General features: G+C 44.4%; 22 protein-coding genes. 8 read left to right on the top strand and 14 right to left on the bottom strand.

The genetic code is table 11. From position 1 onward, the window contains the following. Positions 1 to 157: 157 nt before the first annotated feature. The 6 genes from ACXHJ1_RS22340 to ACXHJ1_RS22365 form a co-directional block, all read right to left on the bottom strand. Positions 158 to 280, bottom strand: coding sequence for a cyclic lactone autoinducer peptide (locus ACXHJ1_RS22340; RefSeq protein ID WP_013370626.1), 123 nt, complete (start codon positions 278 to 280; stop codon positions 158 to 160). A 5-nt stretch (positions 281 to 285) separates the two neighbouring features. Next, positions 286 to 801 carry an accessory gene regulator ArgB-like protein gene (locus tag ACXHJ1_RS22345; RefSeq protein WP_016819262.1) on the bottom strand — a complete coding sequence of 172 codons (516 nt, stop codon included), beginning with the start codon at positions 799 to 801 and terminating at the stop codon, positions 286 to 288. After that, entirely contained in the window at positions 794 to 1426 is a 633-nt protein-coding gene (locus tag ACXHJ1_RS22350; protein ID WP_016819261.1) for a hypothetical protein, read from the bottom strand. The genes ACXHJ1_RS22345 and ACXHJ1_RS22350 overlap by 8 nt, the downstream gene beginning before the upstream one ends. Positions 1427 to 1596: 170 nt before the next feature. Next, the gene (locus ACXHJ1_RS22355) at positions 1597 to 2715 is read right to left on the bottom strand and encodes an acyltransferase family protein (RefSeq protein ID WP_457905230.1); all 1119 of its coding nucleotides are present in this window, start codon (positions 2713 to 2715) and stop codon (positions 1597 to 1599) included. Between the two features lie 164 nt (positions 2716 to 2879). Beyond that, positions 2880 to 4697, bottom strand: coding sequence for an APC family permease (locus tag ACXHJ1_RS22360; RefSeq protein ID WP_013370622.1), 1818 nt, complete (start codon positions 4695 to 4697; stop codon positions 2880 to 2882). 193 nt (positions 4698 to 4890) lie between these two features. Beyond that, entirely contained in the window at positions 4891 to 5727 is an 837-nt protein-coding gene (locus tag ACXHJ1_RS22365) for an AraC family transcriptional regulator (RefSeq protein WP_019686969.1), read from the bottom strand. Positions 5728 to 5864: 137 nt separating this feature from the next. Here ACXHJ1_RS22365 and ACXHJ1_RS22370 point away from each other — a divergent pair, with 137 nt between their 5' ends. The 3 genes from ACXHJ1_RS22370 (at position 5865) to ACXHJ1_RS22380 (ending at position 10022) form a co-directional block, all read left to right on the top strand. Next, positions 5865 to 7892, top strand: coding sequence for a beta-galactosidase (locus ACXHJ1_RS22370; protein ID WP_457905231.1), 2028 nt, complete (start codon positions 5865 to 5867; stop codon positions 7890 to 7892). Between the two features lie 67 nt (positions 7893 to 7959). Next, on the top strand, positions 7960 to 9186 hold the full coding sequence (locus tag ACXHJ1_RS22375; RefSeq protein ID WP_457905232.1) for an MFS transporter: 1227 nt from the start codon (positions 7960 to 7962) through the stop codon (positions 9184 to 9186). 209 nt (positions 9187 to 9395) lie between these two features. Beyond that, positions 9396 to 10022 (top strand): BclA C-terminal domain-containing protein, encoded by a 627-nt coding sequence (locus ACXHJ1_RS22380; RefSeq protein WP_457905233.1) that lies wholly within the window; start codon positions 9396 to 9398, stop codon positions 10020 to 10022. 74 nt (positions 10023 to 10096) lie between these two features. On the opposite strand, the gene ACXHJ1_RS22385 is transcribed toward ACXHJ1_RS22380, so the two are convergent. Next, on the bottom strand, positions 10097 to 10927 hold the full coding sequence (locus ACXHJ1_RS22385) for a DegV family protein (protein ID WP_457905234.1): 831 nt from the start codon (positions 10925 to 10927) through the stop codon (positions 10097 to 10099). A gap of 327 nt (positions 10928 to 11254) precedes the next feature. On the opposite strand from ACXHJ1_RS22385, the gene ACXHJ1_RS22390 reads away from it, so the two are divergent. Continuing rightward, positions 11255 to 11776 (top strand): peptidase M56, encoded by a 522-nt coding sequence (locus tag ACXHJ1_RS22390; RefSeq protein ID WP_090887250.1) that lies wholly within the window; start codon positions 11255 to 11257, stop codon positions 11774 to 11776. 88 nt (positions 11777 to 11864) lie between these two features. On the opposite strand, the gene ACXHJ1_RS22395 is transcribed toward ACXHJ1_RS22390, so the two are convergent. From ACXHJ1_RS22395 to ACXHJ1_RS22405, 3 genes are all read right to left on the bottom strand, one after another. Beyond that, positions 11865 to 12446, bottom strand: coding sequence for an NAD(P)H-dependent oxidoreductase (locus tag ACXHJ1_RS22395; protein ID WP_016819253.1), 582 nt, complete (start codon positions 12444 to 12446; stop codon positions 11865 to 11867). A gap of 80 nt (positions 12447 to 12526) precedes the next feature. After that, a complete protein-coding gene (locus ACXHJ1_RS22400) occupies positions 12527 to 12949 on the bottom strand; it encodes a MarR family winged helix-turn-helix transcriptional regulator (protein ID WP_016819252.1) in 423 nt (140 codons plus the stop codon). Between the two features lie 191 nt (positions 12950 to 13140). Next, a complete protein-coding gene (locus ACXHJ1_RS22405; RefSeq protein ID WP_457905235.1) occupies positions 13141 to 14292 on the bottom strand; it encodes an iron-containing alcohol dehydrogenase in 1152 nt (383 codons plus the stop codon). Positions 14293 to 14538: 246 nt separating this feature from the next. On the opposite strand from ACXHJ1_RS22405, the gene ACXHJ1_RS22410 reads away from it, so the two are divergent. From ACXHJ1_RS22410 to ACXHJ1_RS22425, 4 genes are all read left to right on the top strand, one after another. Then, the gene (locus ACXHJ1_RS22410; RefSeq protein ID WP_457905236.1) at positions 14539 to 15573 is read left to right on the top strand and encodes a stalk domain-containing protein; all 1035 of its coding nucleotides are present in this window, start codon (positions 14539 to 14541) and stop codon (positions 15571 to 15573) included. Positions 15574 to 15838: 265 nt separating this feature from the next. Further along, the gene (locus ACXHJ1_RS22415) at positions 15839 to 16363 is read left to right on the top strand and encodes a GNAT family N-acetyltransferase (protein WP_031463300.1); all 525 of its coding nucleotides are present in this window, start codon (positions 15839 to 15841) and stop codon (positions 16361 to 16363) included. A gap of 33 nt (positions 16364 to 16396) precedes the next feature. Further along, a complete protein-coding gene (locus ACXHJ1_RS22420; protein ID WP_016819247.1) occupies positions 16397 to 16768 on the top strand; it encodes an iron chaperone in 372 nt (123 codons plus the stop codon). A 286-nt stretch (positions 16769 to 17054) separates the two neighbouring features. Continuing rightward, entirely contained in the window at positions 17055 to 17732 is a 678-nt protein-coding gene (locus ACXHJ1_RS22425) for a tetratricopeptide repeat protein (protein WP_016819245.1), read from the top strand. A gap of 107 nt (positions 17733 to 17839) precedes the next feature. Here the strand turns inward: ACXHJ1_RS22425 and ACXHJ1_RS22430 are convergent, their stop codons facing one another. The 4 genes from ACXHJ1_RS22430 to ACXHJ1_RS22445 form a co-directional block, all read right to left on the bottom strand. Next, positions 17840 to 18478 (bottom strand): GDSL-type esterase/lipase family protein, encoded by a 639-nt coding sequence (locus tag ACXHJ1_RS22430; RefSeq protein WP_107734268.1) that lies wholly within the window; start codon positions 18476 to 18478, stop codon positions 17840 to 17842. A 69-nt stretch (positions 18479 to 18547) separates the two neighbouring features. Beyond that, positions 18548 to 18970, bottom strand: coding sequence for a GNAT family N-acetyltransferase (locus tag ACXHJ1_RS22435; protein ID WP_017425769.1), 423 nt, complete (start codon positions 18968 to 18970; stop codon positions 18548 to 18550). A 2-nt stretch (positions 18971 to 18972) separates the two neighbouring features. Next, a complete protein-coding gene (locus ACXHJ1_RS22440; RefSeq protein WP_457905237.1) occupies positions 18973 to 19566 on the bottom strand; it encodes a nucleotidyltransferase family protein in 594 nt (197 codons plus the stop codon). A 21-nt stretch (positions 19567 to 19587) separates the two neighbouring features. Next, positions 19588 to 20841, bottom strand: coding sequence for an MDR family MFS transporter (locus tag ACXHJ1_RS22445; RefSeq protein ID WP_016819241.1), 1254 nt, complete (start codon positions 20839 to 20841; stop codon positions 19588 to 19590). Between the last annotated feature and the right edge of the window lie 14 nt (positions 20842 to 20855).

Here is a 20855-nt window from a genome sequence, read left to right on the forward strand (position 1 = left end):
GACAACCGCGGAGAAGACTTACGTTTCCCCATAAGCTCTTCGTCCGGTTTCTCCTCTCCCATTCGGGCGCTCTTTCGTAGAGCGCCTGTTTTTTTGCATAAAAAGAAGCTGCTTTATAGCAGCTCTATGTATTATTTTTTTCTATTCTGCATTTTGCTTATTTCAGCAGTTCCTCGGGTGTATCTCCTTGATAAACATACACATAACTTGCCACTGATACAGCAAAAGTCGCGAACATAGACAACGATGTGGCTAACCCGTATACTACTTTTTTCATCATTCCACTCACCTCCTTCCCCGGATTAATGTTAGGCTTTGAACCAAAAAAGCAACAGCCACTACAGAAGAACCTATTACAAAGTTAGTACATACAAGCAAGGAAGATAACAATCGCAAGAGGGGATAAAATCGCACTGGAATGCGCGACTGCTTTTCAATTCTGGACGGGGCAAAGCATAAAACAAGAATGAGAGCGATTCCGGTAAACAGGTTTGTCAACCCATTATTTAAGGAAATGCAAGATATGTATGTAAAAGCTACAGAGGTCACCAGCACACATGCCATACCCGTTTTCAAGTGAATACCACCAGATACTTGGCGCAGCAAGGCAAAAGCGACGAGAATCGTTACAGCTTCGACCATCCGCCCCGTGAAGAATGAGGCGAATAGTGTCAACACGATGATCATAGACGCATTCAGAATGAGAGCAAGTGCGTATTTAAGTACTGGGACGGAAGCCGGATGATCAGGCACAGTACGTTTAATCTGGTTAGCAAGTTTGAAAGCCATCGTTTCAATCATCTCGGTATTCCTTTCCGACTGCATAGTAGATAAAAAATCCCGATACCAGTGCAAAAAATATCATACTCAACCATACCTCGCTATAGTAAAGCACAATAGAGGTTGAAATGAGAGACAGAATGATCAGTGTGATGACAATGCCATATTCCTCTTTGAACTTAAGCTTTTTGAAATTTGGGGAAAAGCCGATCTCTTTTCGATACAATATAAATGAAATTAGTAGTCCTGTCGCTGCGCTAACCACTTGTAACAGATAGCCCTTCAAGGAACCGTTCTGCAGCTCAGCAACCGGTAGGTTACCGAACATAGCTTTCAGGAGTACCGACTGAATAACGGCATATGCAAAATAACCGGTAACTGTCATAATACCTGACCAAACAATCGGAATCTTCACCACTGTAGCAAGTAAAAAAATAAAAAGCAGCATATTAATGACAGGTACTAAATAGGAGAGTGAAAATTCCTCTCGGAGCAAATAGCTTTGCAGGTTCATAATCAGATTCACAAAAATAGCCTGCCATAGATAAGGAGTCATTCTAACTTTAAAGATACTGAGAATCAGCGCAAAAACAGCTACTCCTTCCAGTGTAGAGAAAAGTAAAAAGCCAAGTGGCTCCAAAAGCATACGTGCATCTCCTTTACAATTCCAACAAACCTCATCGGTGTATTCAAAAACTTGGATGTACATCGAATATAAAGGGCTGGGAGCTACTTTTCAAGAGGTCTTTTCAATAATTTCGTAGATTTATTCAAGCACTTCAACCAAATGTTATCTGATGCTGCTTCAAGTTGCAACTAGGCAACACTTTCTTTGACCGAATCTTCCTGCTCGCGTACAGATTTTATACGTGATATAAGCTTTTTCCCCAATCGGATGCCGGGCTGTTCTATCCACGTGTAGGTAAACCAGGAAAGTCCGACGGTGAATAGCAACGTCATGATGAACAGAAGTGAGAGGCTGACTAAGGGAGCAAACGGTAATTTAATCTGTACGATTAGTCCCAGGACCAGCATATGCGTCAAATACATGCTGTAGCTGAGGCGGCCGATCCATGACCACACGCGATTAAGTAGCCATTTCGGCTGCCAATGATACAAAGCATACGCCCCTAACAGCAAGCCAACACCTATGAGATAATCCGTCATACCTCCAAAAAACGCAAACAGCACAGTAACAAGCAGAAGCCCCCCACTGAGCGGGTTTACACTTTTCCAATGACGCTCGTCTTTCCAAATGAAAAACAACAATATCCCCAGCCCAAAGACAGGCAACTGATTCGGAAACCATAAATACAAATAATGCCCCCATAAAGATTGATCACTAATCAATGGATATTGAGCAAACACCGTATTTAACCCGAAGCTTGCCACAAGCACCATCACGACAAACCAAGTCGCATGGCGAACCGATTGAATCAACTTAAATAAGAGGGGGATAAATAGATAAAACATACATTCCACCGCAATGGACCATTCCACACCGATAATGCTGTTGATCCAATACGGATTGAGACCATTCAAAAACAGAGCATGGGCTGCAATATTAGTGACAGTAACTCCCTCCTGATCTCCAAGCCAAAATCGCGGACCTGTCCCATTTACAACTAAATAGATTCCTAACATTATGTAATACAAGGGTGCAATCCGAAAAAAACGACGCAACAGGTAGGCCACCATTCCTTCTCTCTTGTCACTCGAACGCCTGCTCAGAGATAGAAACAGCGTAAAAGCGCTAGCCATATAAAATAAAGCGACTCCTTTGGCTCCTATGCTCAAGCCTTTTTGCAACCAACCGTTTAATCCGTCCACATACTGACTGACATGCACAAGTAACACTCCGATAATCGCCAGCGCCCTTAGCGTATCTACAAATTGCAACTTATCTCGTTCCATCTTCCCCTTGTCTTCGGGCATCGTATCCCTCCATAACAATTCTTGATGATACGTTTTGTATCCATAATACACAAAATGTATCACCCAAGTAAATATCCCCATTATGTAAAAAAACACCCTCCGACCGCACCAAGATGCGGTCAAAAAGTGTTGATTTTATCATACTAATGAGTATTAATATGGCTTTATTTGTTTAAATGAAAAGGTACGGTCGTTACGATGACGTCTTTGTAATTGATTAAATAAGCTCTCATCAGCAAACTGGTCTGATTGTGCAGTATATTTTCCCACCAGTGTTTAGTGATAAATTGTGGAATGAGAACTGTGATATGGTCCTCGTCTGCCTTTTTCCACTCTACTGTATCGATGAACTTGCGGAGCGGATTAATGATGCTGCGATAACGGGATCTCAACACTACTAAACGTATACCTACATCCCACTCTTCCCACTTCTGTTCCATTTTTTGAATCGCTTCATCATCCACACCCACATATACAGCAACCACATTGTCCGACAATGTTTTGGCATAGCTGATGGTATTCATAACGACTCGTGTAATGCCTGCCACCGGAATAATAATCGTATTGCCCTTGACCATAGGTTTGTCCTTCGTGATATCAATGCGCAGTTGTTCAGCCGTATTTTTGTAATGTTTGTTGATCTTCATAAAGAAATACAGTACCAAAGGCAGGAAGATAAAGACTACCCACACCTGGCTAAACTTAGTGAAGATAAAGATGAGCGTAATCGACAGCGTGGTTAGCATCCCAACCGTATTAATAGCCAGCTTGACGACCCAGCCAGCAGGTTTGAGCCGAATCCATCGAATCATCATACCAAGCTGCGACAGGGTAAACGGGATAAATACCCCTACAGCATAAAGCGGAATGAGATTTTCGGTATTGCCACCAAAAACGATGACCAGCAATGCCGAGAAGATACTCAAAAACAGGATACCGTTAGAATAACCGAGTCGATCTCCACGAACCATAAACATATGCGGCATATATTTGTCCTTAGCGAGCATAAAAGCGAGCAACGGAAAGGCTGAATAGGCTGTGTTGGCCGCCAAAAACAAGATAAGCGCCGTCACACCTTGAATGATGTAGTACATCACACCGCGCCCAAAAGTGGCATTCGCAATTTGCGAAATGACTGTTTCTTGCGGATTAGGACGAACACCGTACCAATAAGCCAGCAAACTAATTCCGATAAACATACAGCCGAGAATCAAGCCCATCATCATCAATGTAGTTGCCGCATTTTTGGCAGCAGGCTTGCGGAAGTTCGGAATGGCATTGGAGACAGCTTCTACACCGGTTAGCGCCGAACAGCCCGAGCTGAATGCTTTCAGTAAGAGAAACAGACTGACGTTGGATACCGTAGCTCCAAATTGCGGCGCCGCCGCATGGGCTCCTCCTGCCAGATAGTGAATGATACCACTAATAATCAAAACAAAAATGGCAACAACAAATAAGTAAATCGGTATCGCCAGCACCGAGGCAGATTCCGTCACCCCGCGCAAATTCATAATAGTCAAAAAGATAATCATCACCAAAGCAATTGCGATCCGATGATCATGTAACGATGGGAACGCCGATGTAATGGCATCTGTACCTGCCGATGAGCTAACAGCTACCGTTAGAATATAATCGACCAGCAGAGAGCCTCCTGCAATCAGACTTGGACTCTTTCCCAAATTGTCCTGTGCGACAATGTAGGCTCCCCCACCACCAGGGTAGGAAAAAATGGTTTGTCTATACGACAGGATCAGGATGATAAGCAAACCCAACACCGCAATGGATATAGGGATGGAATACCATAGGGCAGCGAAGCCCGCTGTAATTAAAACTAGCAGAATTTGCTCCGTGCCGTAAGCTACAGAGGACAATGCATCTGAGGACAGAATGGCCAGTGCCTTGAGCTTATTCAGTTTCTCATCTTCAAGGGCCGTCGACTTTCGCGGACGACCGATTAATAACCTTTTGACTTTACTCAGCATTTCGTTGACTCCTTCTTTGGATGAGGGTTTTGCAAAAGAACTATGAATCGTATATTTATTATGTCACCTGCACATCAGATTGATGAAACAAATGAACTATTATTTTATACTCCCTCATCCAGAAAAAAACAATAAGGAATGCTCCCTAAAAAGAGCATTCCCGAGTAAGAAAGAGTATTTTGATAAAATACCCTTATGTATACAGTATTTTGAACCTTTCAGGCGTAATTCCTTCCGCTCGGCGGAATGTTGCCACAAAATGACTGACATCTCGGAAGCCTACGCGCTCCGAAATCTCCTTCACCGTTAATTGCGGATACTCCGTCATCATTTCCTTCGCCTTCCGCAACCGAATTACAATCAGATAAGCATACGAAGTCACACCGAACGCTTGCTTAAACAATGTATTTAAATGACGAGCGCTGACATTCATCATCACGGCCATATCCCTTAAACCCACATCTGGGCTGGCATAATTTTGCTCCATAAAGGTCAGTACAGGAGTTAAACGTTCCACATTATGAGAAAGGGAAGGCATCGAGCTATGTTGTCCATGTTTACGCAGCAGAGTCAGAAAACGGTACATATTGGCCGAAGCATCTAATCCAGACAAATCACGTTCACTAACCATGGAGTGTAGCATGTTTTCCCCAAAGCTGTGCAGCTCGCTATCCGGGTCCCAATGATACCCTCGTGTATGCTTCAATCCGAGTGCAGTCAATACAGCAGCGGCGATGGGTCCGTCAAATGTGATGTATAACGTTCGCCATACCTTGGTCGCCCGTCTGTATGCATGGGCTTCGCCTGGCAGCAGCAGGACCCCGGACTGCTCGCCCAAACGGAAGGTCCCCCCTTTATATGTAAACATCCCCTCACCAGACACCGTCTGAATCCAGTGAAAACATGGATAGCCCTCTGGACGGGACACATCCTCCTGTCTGCTATTAAATCCGATACTTTCAATAAAAAGAGGTAAAGAGTGTTCACGAGTAGTCAGGAAAAATCGCAAATGATGGGGAGTCAAAATCATAAAAAGCACCTCCGGCGTATGCGGTATTTATGTCTCATGTAGATCCATATTGTTATATACATGTTCATTTTATTATATTTAAAAGCATTAATTTGTATTATAAGATAGGATTATTCTTATATACAGAGGTGATTGGCATGATAAGCAGCAAACTTCCTAAAGTATTTTACGGTGGGGATTACAATCCTGAGCAATGGGATGAGGCCACGCATCAGGAGGATTTACGGATGTTCAGGCAGGCCGGCATTGATATCGCCACACTCAACGTTTTCTCATGGGCTAAAATTCAGTCTGATGAAATCACATATCATTTTGAGTGGCTAGATCAGCTAATTGATAATCTTTATGAAAGCGATATCTTCGTTTGTCTAGCTACTAGTACGGCAGCGCATCCTGCTTGGATGGCTACCCGTTATCCTGACATTCTTCGGGTCGATGCTGACGGGCGTAAGCGAAAATTCGGTGGACGCCATAACTCTTGTCCGAACAGCCCAACCTATCGGAAATACGCGGAGCAGATGGCTGACCGACTTGCAGAGCGATACAAAGACCATCCCGCGATCCTGGTGTGGCATGTTTCTAATGAGTATGGCGGGGATTGCTATTGTGACAATTGTGCCGCAGCGTTCCGAGTGTGGCTCAAACAAAAATACGGATCACTGGAAGAGCTAAACCGGGTGTGGAATACTTCCTTCTGGGGTCACACCTTCTATGATTGGGATGAAATTGTACCTCCAAATAATCTAAGCGAACATTGGGGAGAAAATCACTCCACATTCCAGGGTATATCCCTCGATTATGCGCGCTTCAATTCAGACAGTATTCTGGATTGCTACCTGCTGGAATATAACGCGATTAAAAAACATATTCCCGATGCCGTGGTAACAACCAATCTGATGGGCTTTTTTAAGCAACTGGATTATTTTAAATGGGCTAAGCACATGGATATAGTATCTTGGGACAGCTATCCCGGAGCTAATACCCCGATAAGCTATACGGCGATGGCGCATGATCTGATGCGCGGCTTGAAGGATGGGCAGCCCTTTATGCTGATGGAGCAAACACCGAGCCAGCAGAATTGGCAGGCGTATAATTCACTTAAACGGCCTGGTGTTATGCGTTTATGGAGTTATCAGGCTGTAGCACATGGCGCGGATACGGTCATGTTTTTCCAGCTTCGCCGCTCGATCGGTGCTTGTGAGAAATTCCACGGGGCTGTAATTGAGCATGCCGGGCATGAGAACACACGTGTATTTCGCGAGGTGGCACAGCTTGGCAATGAGCTCGGCGCTTTAGGCAACACGCTGCTTGACGCGACTGTTCATGCCAAAGTAGCTATTTTGTTTGATTGGGACAATTGGTGGGCTTTGGAAAAATCAAGTGGCCCTTCTGTCGCCTTGAAATACTTGGATCAGGTGCATAAGTATTATGCTACCCTCTTCCGGCGTAACGTACAGGTAGACCTGATTTCTGTGGATACAGATTTCCAAAAATATGATCTCATTATCGCGCCTGTACTCTACATGGTCAAGCCGGGTACTGCTGAGAAGCTGGAACAATTCACAGAGCGTGGCGGTACCTTCCTAACGACCTTTTTCAGCGGCATTGTAAATGAAAACGATCTGGTCACAACCGGAGGATATCCTGGTAAGCTGCGTAATCTGCTCGGGATCTGGGTGGAGGAAATTGATGCGCTTCTGCCTGAATCACACAATCGCATTATATTGAAAGAAAAAGTGGGCGTATTAGAAGGTGATTATAAATGTGGGTTGCTCTGCGACTTGCTGCATAGCGAAGGAGCCGAGGTGCTGGCGGAATACGGCGATGATTTCTATCAGGGCATGCCAGTGCTGACACGCAATCGTTTTGGTGAAGGTGAGGCGTGGTACGTCGCTTCCGACCCTGAGGAACCTTTCCTTGATGGTCTGCTGGGCTACATTTGTGAGCAAAAAGGGATTTCATCCCTGCTGCGTGCTCCTGCGGGCATAGAAGCCACTATGCGGTCCAAAGATGGAAAGTCTTATCTATTTGTTCTGAACCATAATGCCCAGACACAGCAATATCATCTGGATGACCAAAAAGGAAAAGAGCTAATCAGTGGGAAATTCCTGGAAGGAGATATTTCTATTGAAGGCTATGGCTTTCAAGTACTGGAGCTATCCTAATGATTCAAATCTGACTTATACCATTCACTTTACTGCATGAAGGTAATTAGTACCAAAGGAGTTAATCATGAAACGACTGCTATGGATCGGCAGCTTGTCTTATTTTTTAATTGGTCTAGCCCATGTGGTTGTAGGCTCCCTACTGCCCGTGTTGCTAGAGCATTACGGTAGAAACTATACGGATGGCGGAAGCCTGATATTCGCTCAATTTTCCGGCTTTCTGGCTGGAGTCCTACTGTCACCGTGGCTTGCCCGGACTTTTGGCAAACGCCGAAGCCTGATATTTGCCCTCCTCCTGCTATGTGCGGCTGAAGTGCTATATTCACTACTGCCGCCTTGGGGCTGGCTATATGCCGTCGGGGCAGTAGCCGGATTTGGCTTCGGCATGGTAGAAGCAGTCATAGGTACTATTGTTATTGGGGGTATTACCCAAGGAACGGGCGTGGCTATGAGCCGTCTGGAAGTCTTTTTCGGGATCGGCGCCTTAGCAATGCCGGCTATCGCCAGCCAATTCATTGCTCTAGGTTGGTGGCGACTGGCATTCCCCATCATCTCCTTGTTTGCAGCCGTAGCCACTATAGCCTGGCTGCGCGGGTCCTTTGGCACAATGGACGCTCTATTGGACGAACAAGAACACCGAGGTGACTACCATAAGCGTGCCATTAATTCACTGGAGTCACCTACCGTAAAGGCTTCTAAAAGCAGCCCTATAGGCAATTGGAAGCTCCTTGCATTATTTATCGTTTTTTTCTTTATCTACGTAGGAACAGAGATGAGTCTGGCCAATTTCCTGCCCTCCATGTTCATCGAGCGACTCGGTCTCACACAAGCCGAAGCAGCACTCAGCGTCACCTGCTTTTGGTTGGCAATGGCCTTTGGACGGTTGTTCACAGGCTACATTGCCGATCGATACGGCTACGGTGTCTTTGTCGCTCTGAGCTCACTGGCAGCGACTCTGCTGCTGTGTGTGTTCCCGTTGATCCAAGGCACTGCTGGTGCCTTTGTCCTTATCGTACTGCTGGGACTCGGCATGTCAGGCATCTTTTCCATCGCTCTTGTTTTTGCCAGCAAAATGATGCCAGGTACAGAAGAATCGACGACCAGCCTGCTTATCGGTGCAGGTGGAGTCGGAGGGGCCCTGCTGCCCCTATGGCTTGGAAACAGTATGGATCGTGGAGGGGCAGTTGCTTCAGCTTGGTTACTGGCAGTATTTGCTTGTATCCTGTGCCTGCTTGGCGGTATCCTGTACGCCCTATATGTGCGAAAAAAGCGGCTTCAAACCGCTTCATCATGATATAAGCTACTACTGGCACCCCAAAAGTATCCTTAGTTGACAACCAAGGATACTTTTGGAGGTGCTTTTTACATACTAGACGAATGTACCTTGTACAGAAGCCTGTTTTTAGTCAAAATAGATCGTTTCCTATGAAACACAGGACAGATATCTATGCCTCCTCTAGATGAATGGAGTACTATACAACAAACCATATGGAGGTGTTTGTATTGGGTCGTCCTAAAATGAACCAAAAAAAAGGCCGTAAAAAAGATGTTTTCGTTCGTGCCTGGTTTGATAAGCTAGAAAAAAAGTTTGAGGAAATGCCCCCCAAAAAAAGAAGCCGCTCGAAACGGAAATCGTTTGGTAAAGACATCATTGTCAAAAAGCAGGTTGTACGTGTGAACATTAATCATGATGCTGAAGGGGATTCCAGAACCACAGGTGATATAGCGCAGTTCGGTTACATTTATAATGTGAGGCCCCAACTCGTTTCGATTGAAGGGGAGGTCATTTTCGATACGAACGGCATACTTACACCTGGGATTGCTCACCTTCCAGGGACTACACAAATTGCTGTAGCCGATGCAGGAAAGTATGAAGTCCGCTTTTCGGTGTCGGGTGTAGAACCTAACCAATTCGCCATCTTTATTAATGGCGTACTGGCTGAGGGAACCGTGTACGGCTCAGGAGCGGGAACACAACAGAACACCGGGCAAGCCATCCTCGCCCTGGCATGCGGTGATGTCCTTACTCTGCGTAACCATAGCTCTACTGCTGCTGTTACCCTGCAAACACAGGCCGGAGGAACTCAAGCCAGCATAAACGCCTCTGTTCTCATTAGAAAATTGGGATAGGCTTAGACTCATGCAAAGCCCCAACATACTAAAAAGGGTTTATCCATCGCACGAGGATAAACCCTGAATACTTTTTAAAAGGCGATAATGATCCCTTTGTCATTGGCATACATTGAACTAATTCCCCTGGTGGGCACAATATGAATATCTTTAAATTGATAGCGGTTCTTCAAGGTATTCATTAACTTTTGCGCCAGTCCGGGATTATTGCAATGAGTAATAACGATGCTTTCTCCTTCGGTACTTCGACCACTTTTTTCAATGGTATCTGCCAACTTTTCAATGATTTGATTTTGACCACGGGCTTGAGTAAATAATGCGATGTTTCCGTCACCGTCTGAACCTAAAATAGGCCTGATATGCAAGAATGAGAGTATCTTTCCAGTAATTTTATTCATTCGTCCGTTCTTGACCAAATTATCCAAATTTTCTAAAACAAAATAGGTTTTCATCTTGCTGATAAAGCTCTCCAGGGAAGAGATAATTTCGCTTTTATGATATCCTTCGTCGATCAGCTTGCGTAGTTTTAAAGCTAACAAGAGTTGCCCAGCCGATGCGCTTTTCGAATCGAATACATGAACATCCGCTCCCTCTTCTTCCGCCATATCCTTTGCTACCAACGCACTGGAATACGAGCTGGACAGGTTGCTGGATAATGTAATGGCAAAAGAAGTATGCGCGCCTTGAAAGGCTTCCTTATACAGCATAGGTGATGGTGATGCGGAACCAATCTTGGTTGTACAGGCTTTCATTTCTTCCATAAACTGAGGCAAGTCCAATGTGCCATCATCTATGAAGCATTTTTCACCCAATGTCATGTTTAATGGAATCGTAGTTACTTGCATCTCTTCTTTAAGCTTTGTCGTTAAGTCGCAGCAACTATCTGCTATGATTTTATATCTCACCCAGTACACCCTCACATTATGTTATTTTTCCCGTAATTCTTGTTCTGAATACATGCAGATGATCACTAAGTAAGGAAAATTAATTTCATTATCTCGACGTTAAACTAAATATGGATACTATGTACTATAAAGAATTGCCAACGATAATAACAATGAAATATTTGTGAATTATTATACTTTCCCCCTACACCTTCAGAGGTCTCTTAGCCCAAAACAAAAAAATTCTTTAATCTCATTCATCGACTCGTTACAATTAAATAGTATACTCCAATATTTGCGATAAAATAAACCATGCTAATCTCTGTGATAGTAAGGAGTCTTTAAACTATGCTTAAGCTAATCTCCAAAAAAAGCTTCATTATATGTATTGTTATCCTGATCGCTTTAACGGCATATTTCACAAAAGATCTATGGACGGAGATGTCGGTAAAATCAACGGATCTATCGGAATTGACAATAAACCATATTCCACTAAGCAAGAATATTACGGAGATTGATTTGACTGCTTATAGAAAGAATCCGGATTTTAACGATAAACACACGAAAGATGTCGATCACAGATATTTTGAAAATTTCTTGATTGTCTATAGCTCTAGTGGAGAGATTATGAAATTGCAAACCTTGTCCGAGAGTGAATTTTCCAGCATCGATGGTCACAAGCTTCAGAAACTTGATGATGTAAAAAATAAATTGGGTAACCATTTCGTGGATCAAAGCTACGACTCCGCCCAAAGCCTAAACGCCTTAGTATATTATGACAAAACAAATCATACAAAGGCTAGTTTTGTATATCCCCATAATAACAAGCAGGATCAGATCGTTGTCTGGACTATATTAGAAAAGTATTAGCACTTATAAGAAAAGGCCAACCCTCAAATGCTGGTTGACCTTGTCGTTTAAAGAATGTCCTACGCTTCTGAACGAATATGAACTAACTTTACAGCACTGTTTTAACCGTGTCTTGTACTTGTTTCAGCAATCCTTTATAACCGTCTTCATCAAGGTAGCCGATACTTCCAAGCAGCAAGTGGCCAACCGATTCAATTCCAACGAAATCAAAAATTCCTGTATCTGATGTGAGCTTCAATCCTGTGGTCATACCGATTTCATCGTAGATCGCGTTGGGAGTACCATGTGTATTCACGATAAACCCTTTTTTACCTGTAAGCAGCTTATTAATCCCTTCTGTACCAGCCGTATAGGCAAAGCCGTATGCAAATACACGATCAACATAACCTTTCAAGATCGCAGGAAGTCCTGTCCACCAAATGGGCGAAATAAACGTAATCGTATCGGACTGCGTGATATACTCCTGCTCTAATTTGATATCAGCCGGTGTTTGTCCAGCTCTCATCGCAGCAGTATCCTCAGGTTTTAATACCGGTTGAAAATTAAGAGCGTATAGATCGCGTACAACGACTTCGTCACCTTTTTCCTTCAAGGTGGTTACAACCGTTTCCAGTATCGCGTGATTAAAGCTTTCAGCGTTAGAGTGAGCATAGATGATAAGATGTTTCATTTTCATGACCTCCAGATGTTTTATTGTTTTATTGTTATTTTGGCATTTGTATAGATATCTATACATTTGTTTAAAAAAATTTAAAACCTGTTTTTTACATGCTCCAGCAGATATTCCAGTTGTTTTTGTTCCTCGTCTTTGAGACCCCCATAGATGGTTTCTTTTAATTTATAGGAGATCGTCTCAAATATAGGCTCCAGCTCTTTTCCCTTTTCGGTAAGATAGATCAGAGTAAGCCGGCTATCCTCCCTTTCTTTTTTCCTCTCCACATACCCCAATTTTACTAGCTTGTCGATCAGAACAGTGACTGTGGGCTGCTGACGAGCAATTTTTTGCGTCAATTCCTTAATCGAAAGTCCATCCGTTTGATACAGAAACATCAGTATTCCACCATGGGTAGGTACAATTCCTTCAACTCCATAGGATTCGAGCTCAGATACAATTAATTTATTGATCGAGTCCCTAATGGTTCCTACAAGTGCAGCTGCATTATTTTTTAACATACAAGCATTATTGCATAGACATCTATATAAATCAAGTATTCAGTCAGTCTGATCGGATTTTCACGTATGAAATGCTTCAATGAATAAGATTTAAGTCTGTTATAATGAGAATGCAAAGGGCCGTCCCTGGTGTTCTTAATCAGTTCCTGGGACAGCCCTTAAAGTATATAACAAAATAATAGCAGTATGATTTATAGAATTTTCTTAAACATTTCGATAACTTGTTCTTTGCTAGGTATGAACGGATTGCCCGGAGCACAAGCATCCTTCATGGAGTTTTCGGCAAGCAAATCTAAATCCACCTCAATTACACCTAGTTCAGAAAGTTTGGCAGGAATCCCTACTTCCTTCGACAGGTCTTTGATTCTTTGAATTACATAGTCCGCGCATTCTTTATCCGTTTTCCCCTTATCTTCGAAACCGATTACCTTAGAGATGGCACGAAACTTCTCTGGTACATGCTTGGCATTCTCCTCCTCCACAATCGGCAGCAGCATGGCATTGCAAACCCCATGAGGCAAATCGTATACGCCGCCTAGCTGATGGGCCATAGCATGGACGTAACCCAACCCGGCATTATTAAATGCAAGTCCTCCCAAGAAAATAGCGTAAACCATTTGTTCACGTGCTTCTATATCATGACCGTCGCTCACTGTACGGGCCAAGTTGTTAAAAATAAGTTCTACTGCTGCCAACGCGGTCGCATTTGTAACAGGATAGGAACCCGGAGTAACCAAAGCTTCAATGGCATGAGTCAAAGCATCTAGTCCTGTAGCTGCCGTTAATGCGGCGGGTTTGTCTACCATCAGTTCAGGGTCGTTGACTGAAATCGTAGCTACGCTATTCTTGTCAACCATAACCATTTTGACTTTGCGCTCTTCGTCCGTAATGACATAATTGATTGTAATTTCTGCGGATGTTCCTGCCGTTGTATTAATGGCGACAATGGGCAGCGATTTATGCTTGGATTGATGAACGCCCTCATACTCCGTTATATGTCCCCCATTGGTAGCAATAATGCCAATTCCCTTGGCCGTATCCTGTGGGGATCCTCCACCAATAGAAATTAAAAAGTCGCAGCCGTTGTCCTGTAGAAATTGAACGCCATCATGTACGTTTTTACAGGTTGGATTGGGTTTGACCTCATCGTATACTACATAGTTCAAGCCAATATCATTCAGCAAGGATGTGACCTTGCCTGCAATTCCACTCTTCATCAGAAACTTATCGGTCACGACCAGTGCTTTGTTTAAATGTAGTTCTTTTATATAGGGTCCAACTTCATGCAAACAGCCTTTTCCCATCAGATTGATAGATGGTACAAAAAATACATGTGCGCTCATAAAAATCTGCCTCCTAAGGATTCACTTTTGATCCCTCGCTAAATACAGAACTACTCTAAAGTGAAACATTTCACATTTGTAATTCTATCTTTATTTAATTTTGATGTCAATATAAAAACACAGATATCACTTTGTTTTATTTTTGTTTATTTTGGTTTTTGAATTAATCCAATAATTGGTACACAACTAATCAGAGGCAGTCTCGTACAACTTAGATGAACAACTTAACAACGAGGTGATGACAGCATGACAATCAACAAGAAAGTATGGCTGGCTCTGCTGGCCGTATCACTGCTGCAAGCAACCCCATCTTACGCCAAGTCGGCGCCGCTAACTTCGGTAACAACCGTTTATGTGGATGACCGCCCGCTTGAGCTTACTGCCCAACCGCTACTGCTAGACGGGACAACGCTCGTCCCTATGCGTCAGTTGTTTGAGGCGCAAGGAGCTGTGCTTTCCTGGAACGGAGCCAGCAAAACCGTAACAGCAACCAAAAACGACACGACGCTGACCTATCGTATTGGAGAAGTTGCTGCCACCCTCAACGACAAAACGCTGTCCCTGAACGTTCCCGGACAGATTGTTAAGGGCAACACAATGATTCCACTGCGTTTTGTGAGCGAAGCACTCGGGAGCACAGTGAAATGGGACGCTCTAACCCGGACGATCCGAATTGCCTCTAAAGAAGACTTTTTCACAACGATTCTTTCTGGAGTCAACTTGCGCAGCAAACCAGATTCATCAGAAGCTTCCCCTTCCCTGCGGCTTATTCCAACCGGTGAAAAGGTTCATGTCATCCGCGAGGTTAATGCTCTCTGGCTGGAAGTGCGCACTAAAAACAACCTGACCGGATACATATCTGCTAAACCAAAATACAGTGATTACACCAGCACTTCTCTAGCAGAACGGCAGGGTGATGAACTGATCGCCTACGGGCAAAAATTCCTTGGTACTCCTTATAAATTCGGCGCAGCAACCGGACAGACAGCGACCTTTGATTGTTCCTCATTTGTAGGGGAAGTGTTCCGACATACGCTCTCTATCGACCTCCCCCGTATCTCTTACGATCAGGCTAAAGAAGGCCGGGAGGTGGGGCTGAACGAACTGCGCAAAGGTGACCTGCTGTTCTTCAGTGCGCGTGGGCTGGAGATCGGCCATGTGGCGATCTATGCAGGGAACAACAAATTGCTGCATACTTTCTCCAAAGAGCGCGGCGTTCATTTTGATACGTTTGACGATAAATGGAAGAAACGTTTCGTAACAGCCCGTAGACTGTTTTAAGACGGCCTGGATAGCCAATAACAGCAGCTAATCCAGTACCACATTCAATTTTTTCTGTTTGCCTTTTGCCGGACGCCTCCCTTGCGGTTTGCGTTCAGGCGGCAAAAGGATTGATTCGTTCCCCTTATTCAACACGTAATTCGATCCTCTTCTTTAACACTTTCTCTCAAAATCTTGAATATTCCATCAGATCTGCTTAAATAGGTTTAATAGCTTGTGCAGAAAACACGAATATGTATGCTAATGATGGACAGGAGGAATCGTTATGCAATTTGAAACAGATCGGCTCATCATTCGTGATATTTGCAGATCCGATTGGGGAAGTATACATACCTACACGTCATTGCCCCAAGTTACTAGGCACACAGCATGGGGACCCAATACAGAAGAAGATACAAAGGCATATATAGAACAAGTTCTAGTCTCACAGCAGGAAAAGCCACGACAAGACTACGAACTAGCTATATGTCTGAAAAACACTGGAATTCTGATCGGCGGTGTTGGTATTCATGTCAAAGATACTAATGCAGAAGTGGGTTATATTTTAAACCCAGATTATCAAGGAAAGGGTTATGCAACAGAAGCAGCACGAGCCCTGCTAGGATTTGGATTTAGTACACTTGATGTCCATCGTATTTATGCAACATGTCGTCCAGAAAATAAAGCTTCTGAGAAGGTTATGCAACAGATCGGAATGCAACGTGAAGGTATAATGCGAGAACACTGGTACTACAAAGGCGAGTTTCATGATTCATATTTGTACTCTATTCTTGTTGAGGAATTCCTCTGAACGATACAATTTTGATTTTAGGAGGGAACTTACATGGAAGCTTTTGCAGAATATTTAGCGCATATTGATAACCCGCAACATCAAGCCCGAACGGAAGAGGTTTTAGCTTGGGTAATCAAGAAGTTTCCAAATTTAAGGCCAAAAATTGCGTGGAAACAGCCTATGTTTACGGATCACGGCACATTTATTATTGGCTTTAGCGTAGCCAAACATCATCTAGCCGTCGCCCCTGAAAAGGCAGGGATTCATCATTTTTCTGAGTTAATTGTGCAGGCTGGCTATAATCACACCAAGCAGTTGGTACGTATCCAGTGGGATAGTCCAGTTGATTTCGCATTACTTGAGAAAATGATCGAGTTTAATATTTTGGATAAGGCCGACTGTTCAACCTTTTGGCGGGAATAAAAAAATAGGATGGACCAATGCAACTAACTCATCTGCATATTCCCAAGTTGTCTTCAGTCACTCAATGTAATACTGATATTTCTCATGCTCCTCCATACAAGGAGGAGTCTTTGTACATACGAATTTTCACAAGCATCAATCTAAACGATGTATACTCTTCCATTCCCCCACCAACATAGAAAGCTATCATTCTTCGAAATCTCATCATGCTAATGCCCCTTAAAGCGCCCATATGCTATAATGTGGAAAGTATGGATAGCTACATATACAGGAGGATTGGAGCAGAATGATTGGGAAATTTTTGATTTTCTCTCTACTGTGGAGTTTGCTCGGTAACCCGTTTTTGGCAATGCTCGTACTCTTAATCTTGATCTATATATTGGATCGCAGCTTTGTCGGTGTATTGCCCAGCATCAGCAAACCGTGGAAAAGAAGACGCAATGCAGCACGATTGCGTCAACAGATTGCGTTAAACACCAACGATGTGGCTGCCAAGTTTGATTTGGCTCGAATTTGGATCGAAAGCAAGAAATACTCGCAGGCTTTGGAGCTACTCTTGGAAATTCAATCCCGATATGAAGATTCAGCAGACTATTGGAACGCGCGGGGTACGGCTGAGGTACACACAACCCATCTGGAGGATGGAGAACAGCATTTACTCAAGGCACTGGACATTAACCCGCGAGTGCAATACGGTGAACCCTATTTGCATTTAGCCGCTGCTTTCAAGGAACGTGACGTAAATAAGTCACTACACTATCTACAGCAATTTCAGGAGATCCAGTCTTCTTCTAGTGAGGGCTATTATCTGACAGGTCTAATGTACCGTATGCTGGGACGCAAGGATGAAGCCAGCGCTGCATTTAACCAATCCATTGCTGTCTATCGTTCTCTGCCCAAATACCGCAAACGAAGTGAGCGCAAGTGGGCTGCTCGTAGCTTATTCCGTAAATTAATCGGCTAAACCGCACGCTGAAACGCAAAAAAGAGGCTTATGATGGTCAGTTCCTACTGGCATCATGAACCTCTTTCTTTCATATACTTTGTCCGATCCGAAGCATCCGCTCACACTCATCGTAACGGCGCATAACCAAGTCGATTCAGTTCTTCCGCAATCACACGATAACCACGGCTGTTCGGATGTATCCGGTCCAGCGAAAGCAATGCCCGTTCATTGCCTTCGAACGCGGGATAAATGTTCGCTACCCGGTAATTGGGTCCACCCAATGTATAGAGAAACGAGTTGAATTGGCGTACATATACTCCCGCCTCTCTTATCCCTGGAAAAGGATTATATAATCCCACCATTCGGATGATAAATGACTCACGCTGACCGGACTTTATATGATACAGGGCATGTACAATTTGGCGTACATGTTCTTTGGTATGATTCAGTGCTTGTGGAATGGAAGAACCTGAAGAGCCTGGACCTCCAGCAAGTGTACTGATATATGGACGTAGATCATTGCCGCCGATCGTCACCGTTATGATTTCAGCCCGACTGATCGCTGACCGAAAAAGCGGATTGTTGCGAACCATAGACAGCAGCTCCTGCGATGTCAGTCCGTTGATTCCCAGATTCTCGTAACTGACTGGTGTACGGAGATATCTTTCTGCCATTTGCCGATAGACAGGTACAAAGCCGCCACCTAGCAACGTCCCTGCACCTGTCGTTAAAGAATCTCCAATCGCTGTGTAGTGATACGCCAATGAACCCCACCTCCCTCCGACATAACATATATTATGTAGAAAAAAAGGAAGCGGGACCCGGAGATTCGCTTATTCTTCGTCTATTTCATATACACAATGAAATTGCCCACCATCTGGCAAATCCTCTGATCCATATACAGCAAACCCCACGTTGCGGAAGAAATCTGCCCCCTCCGCATCTGTATCCACCATAAGTCGCTTCGGGCTACGCTCCTTAATAAGCGTAAGCAACATCCCTCTGCCGTAGCCTCTATGACGATTTTCAGGCAATACAGCCAGATGATGGAGCACAATCGTTCCATCCTCCCGCTCCTCAAAACCGACAACACCTACAATAAGTCCTTCATCTTCCACACCGAACAACTTCCATTCATCCGAGGCTTGATAAGCACGCAAAGCTGCCTCTCCGCGTTCAGGATGATCTAGCACGGCGTAGGTAAGCAGCTCCAGCACCTCCTCACGAGCTGAATCTGGTTTTATATTTTTAAACATCGTTAGTCGTCTCTCCTTACAATCTGAAATGAGATTACACTTTTATTTTCCACAATAAGCAACGGCCAGTTATCTAGCCACTGTTTTTCAAATACACGCTGACGAAAAGCCGTAGTGTGACGGAACAATGGGCTTTGACGTACCCGCATATCCAGCAGATCTTCCAGCCCATGCGGACAAATGACCTCCATTTGATCCTTGGCATTCAATCGAATGGCTACAGCAGTTGCCGTCTCTGGCCAGCGACTCATCGCATCCTCTATCGAGGAATACGGAGCCTCCCCATTGCGAATATGCATCCGAGCTTGATTTTTGACAGACCAGTTGCGTCCCGCCTGTTTACGATTCAAGGACTGCTCCAGAAATTCATCTCGTTCCTCTAGCGTATTTTTGGGGTCAAAATAAATAACATCAATATCGTTTAGTGGTGTAGCCGTTGTATAACCATGTAGCTTGTCCCACACACGGTTGCGTACATAGCCCGCGGCTATACAGCCTTGCGGAAGCTTCAGCTCTCGCACATAGCGCAAGTCTTCCAAGACCTGTGGATCATTCATATATTGTATGATTCGTAGCACATCTTCTTCCGACTTCATCCTGTACTCAGCCCCCTTTTTTTATGATGACAGTTGCTGCACAGACTCTGCTCCTTGAGCCGCGAACCGAGCTGTACGCTGCGCCAAACGGCGGCGTGCGACCAGCAGGAAGGGAATCCCGATCACAACCGACAGTGCAACCGGAACAAACACGGCAAGCGGTGCCGTTTGACCATAGACATCCAGCAACCAGCCACCAAATAAAGGAGCCAGTACACTACCCAAATTATTAAAGCCGATCGTACCGAAGTAGGTCCCTTTATATTGAGCATCAGCAATTTGATCAATCAGTACGTCCAGCATCGTGAACAATAATACTTCGCCTATTGTAAACAGCACCATATCCAGTATAAACATCCAGCCTGAGTTTAGCATACCGCACAGCAGCAAGCTGACCGCAATACATATATTCCCTGCTATTAAGGAATTCACTGGAGAAAAGCGGCTTGCCAGCCGCACCAGTGGATACTGAAAAGCCAATACGCAAACCGCGTTGACCGTTAGCATGTATGTAAACCACCGGGTACCTTCCTCGAAAGACAACGATAAAAATTGAGGCATTGTCGAATTGGAATGGGCATAGCCCATTACGCAGAATACAGTTCCCAACAGAATCGGCATAAATATGGGATCCCTGCTGGCTGTTCGGAACGCCTCGCCTATCCGCAGCGGAGCCTCTCCCGCTGTTGTGCCTACATGCAGATCCGATGCATACCGAGTAAACTGGATCAACAGCAGTACCCCGTACAGAGCATACACACCAGCGGCTACCATGAACGGCGTACCAGTAGATGCCGATCCCAACATCAAACCAAGCAGCGGTCCTGCCACCACACCAACATTAATCGCCGCATATCTCATGTTATAGACAAGCAATCTCTTCTCCTTGGGGGTTACATCGGATAATAGCGCCCGCGAAGTTGGCTCGAACAAGGATCTGCACAGTCCATTCAGAGCATTAATAACAAAAAAGGCCCAAGCCGCTTCTGCCAACGCAAAAGCGACAAATACAAGCGCCCAACTCGCGATGGATACCAGCATGACCTTACGTCGTCCGATCCGATCTGAAATATATCCGCCGTAAAAGCTGGCAAAAATGCCAACCAGCGAGCTGACCGATACGATCACCCCCGTATGAAAGGGGGAGACCCCCAGACGGGTGGTCAGATAAATAGACAAAAATGGGATACTCATAGAGGTCGCCATCCGACCAAAAATCGTACCCGCTATAATTGTCCAGGCCAGCGGGTGAATGGAACGCAGCTGTTCTTTCATATATATATTTTAGG

This window comes from Paenibacillus sp. ALE2 (assembly GCF_054113385.1).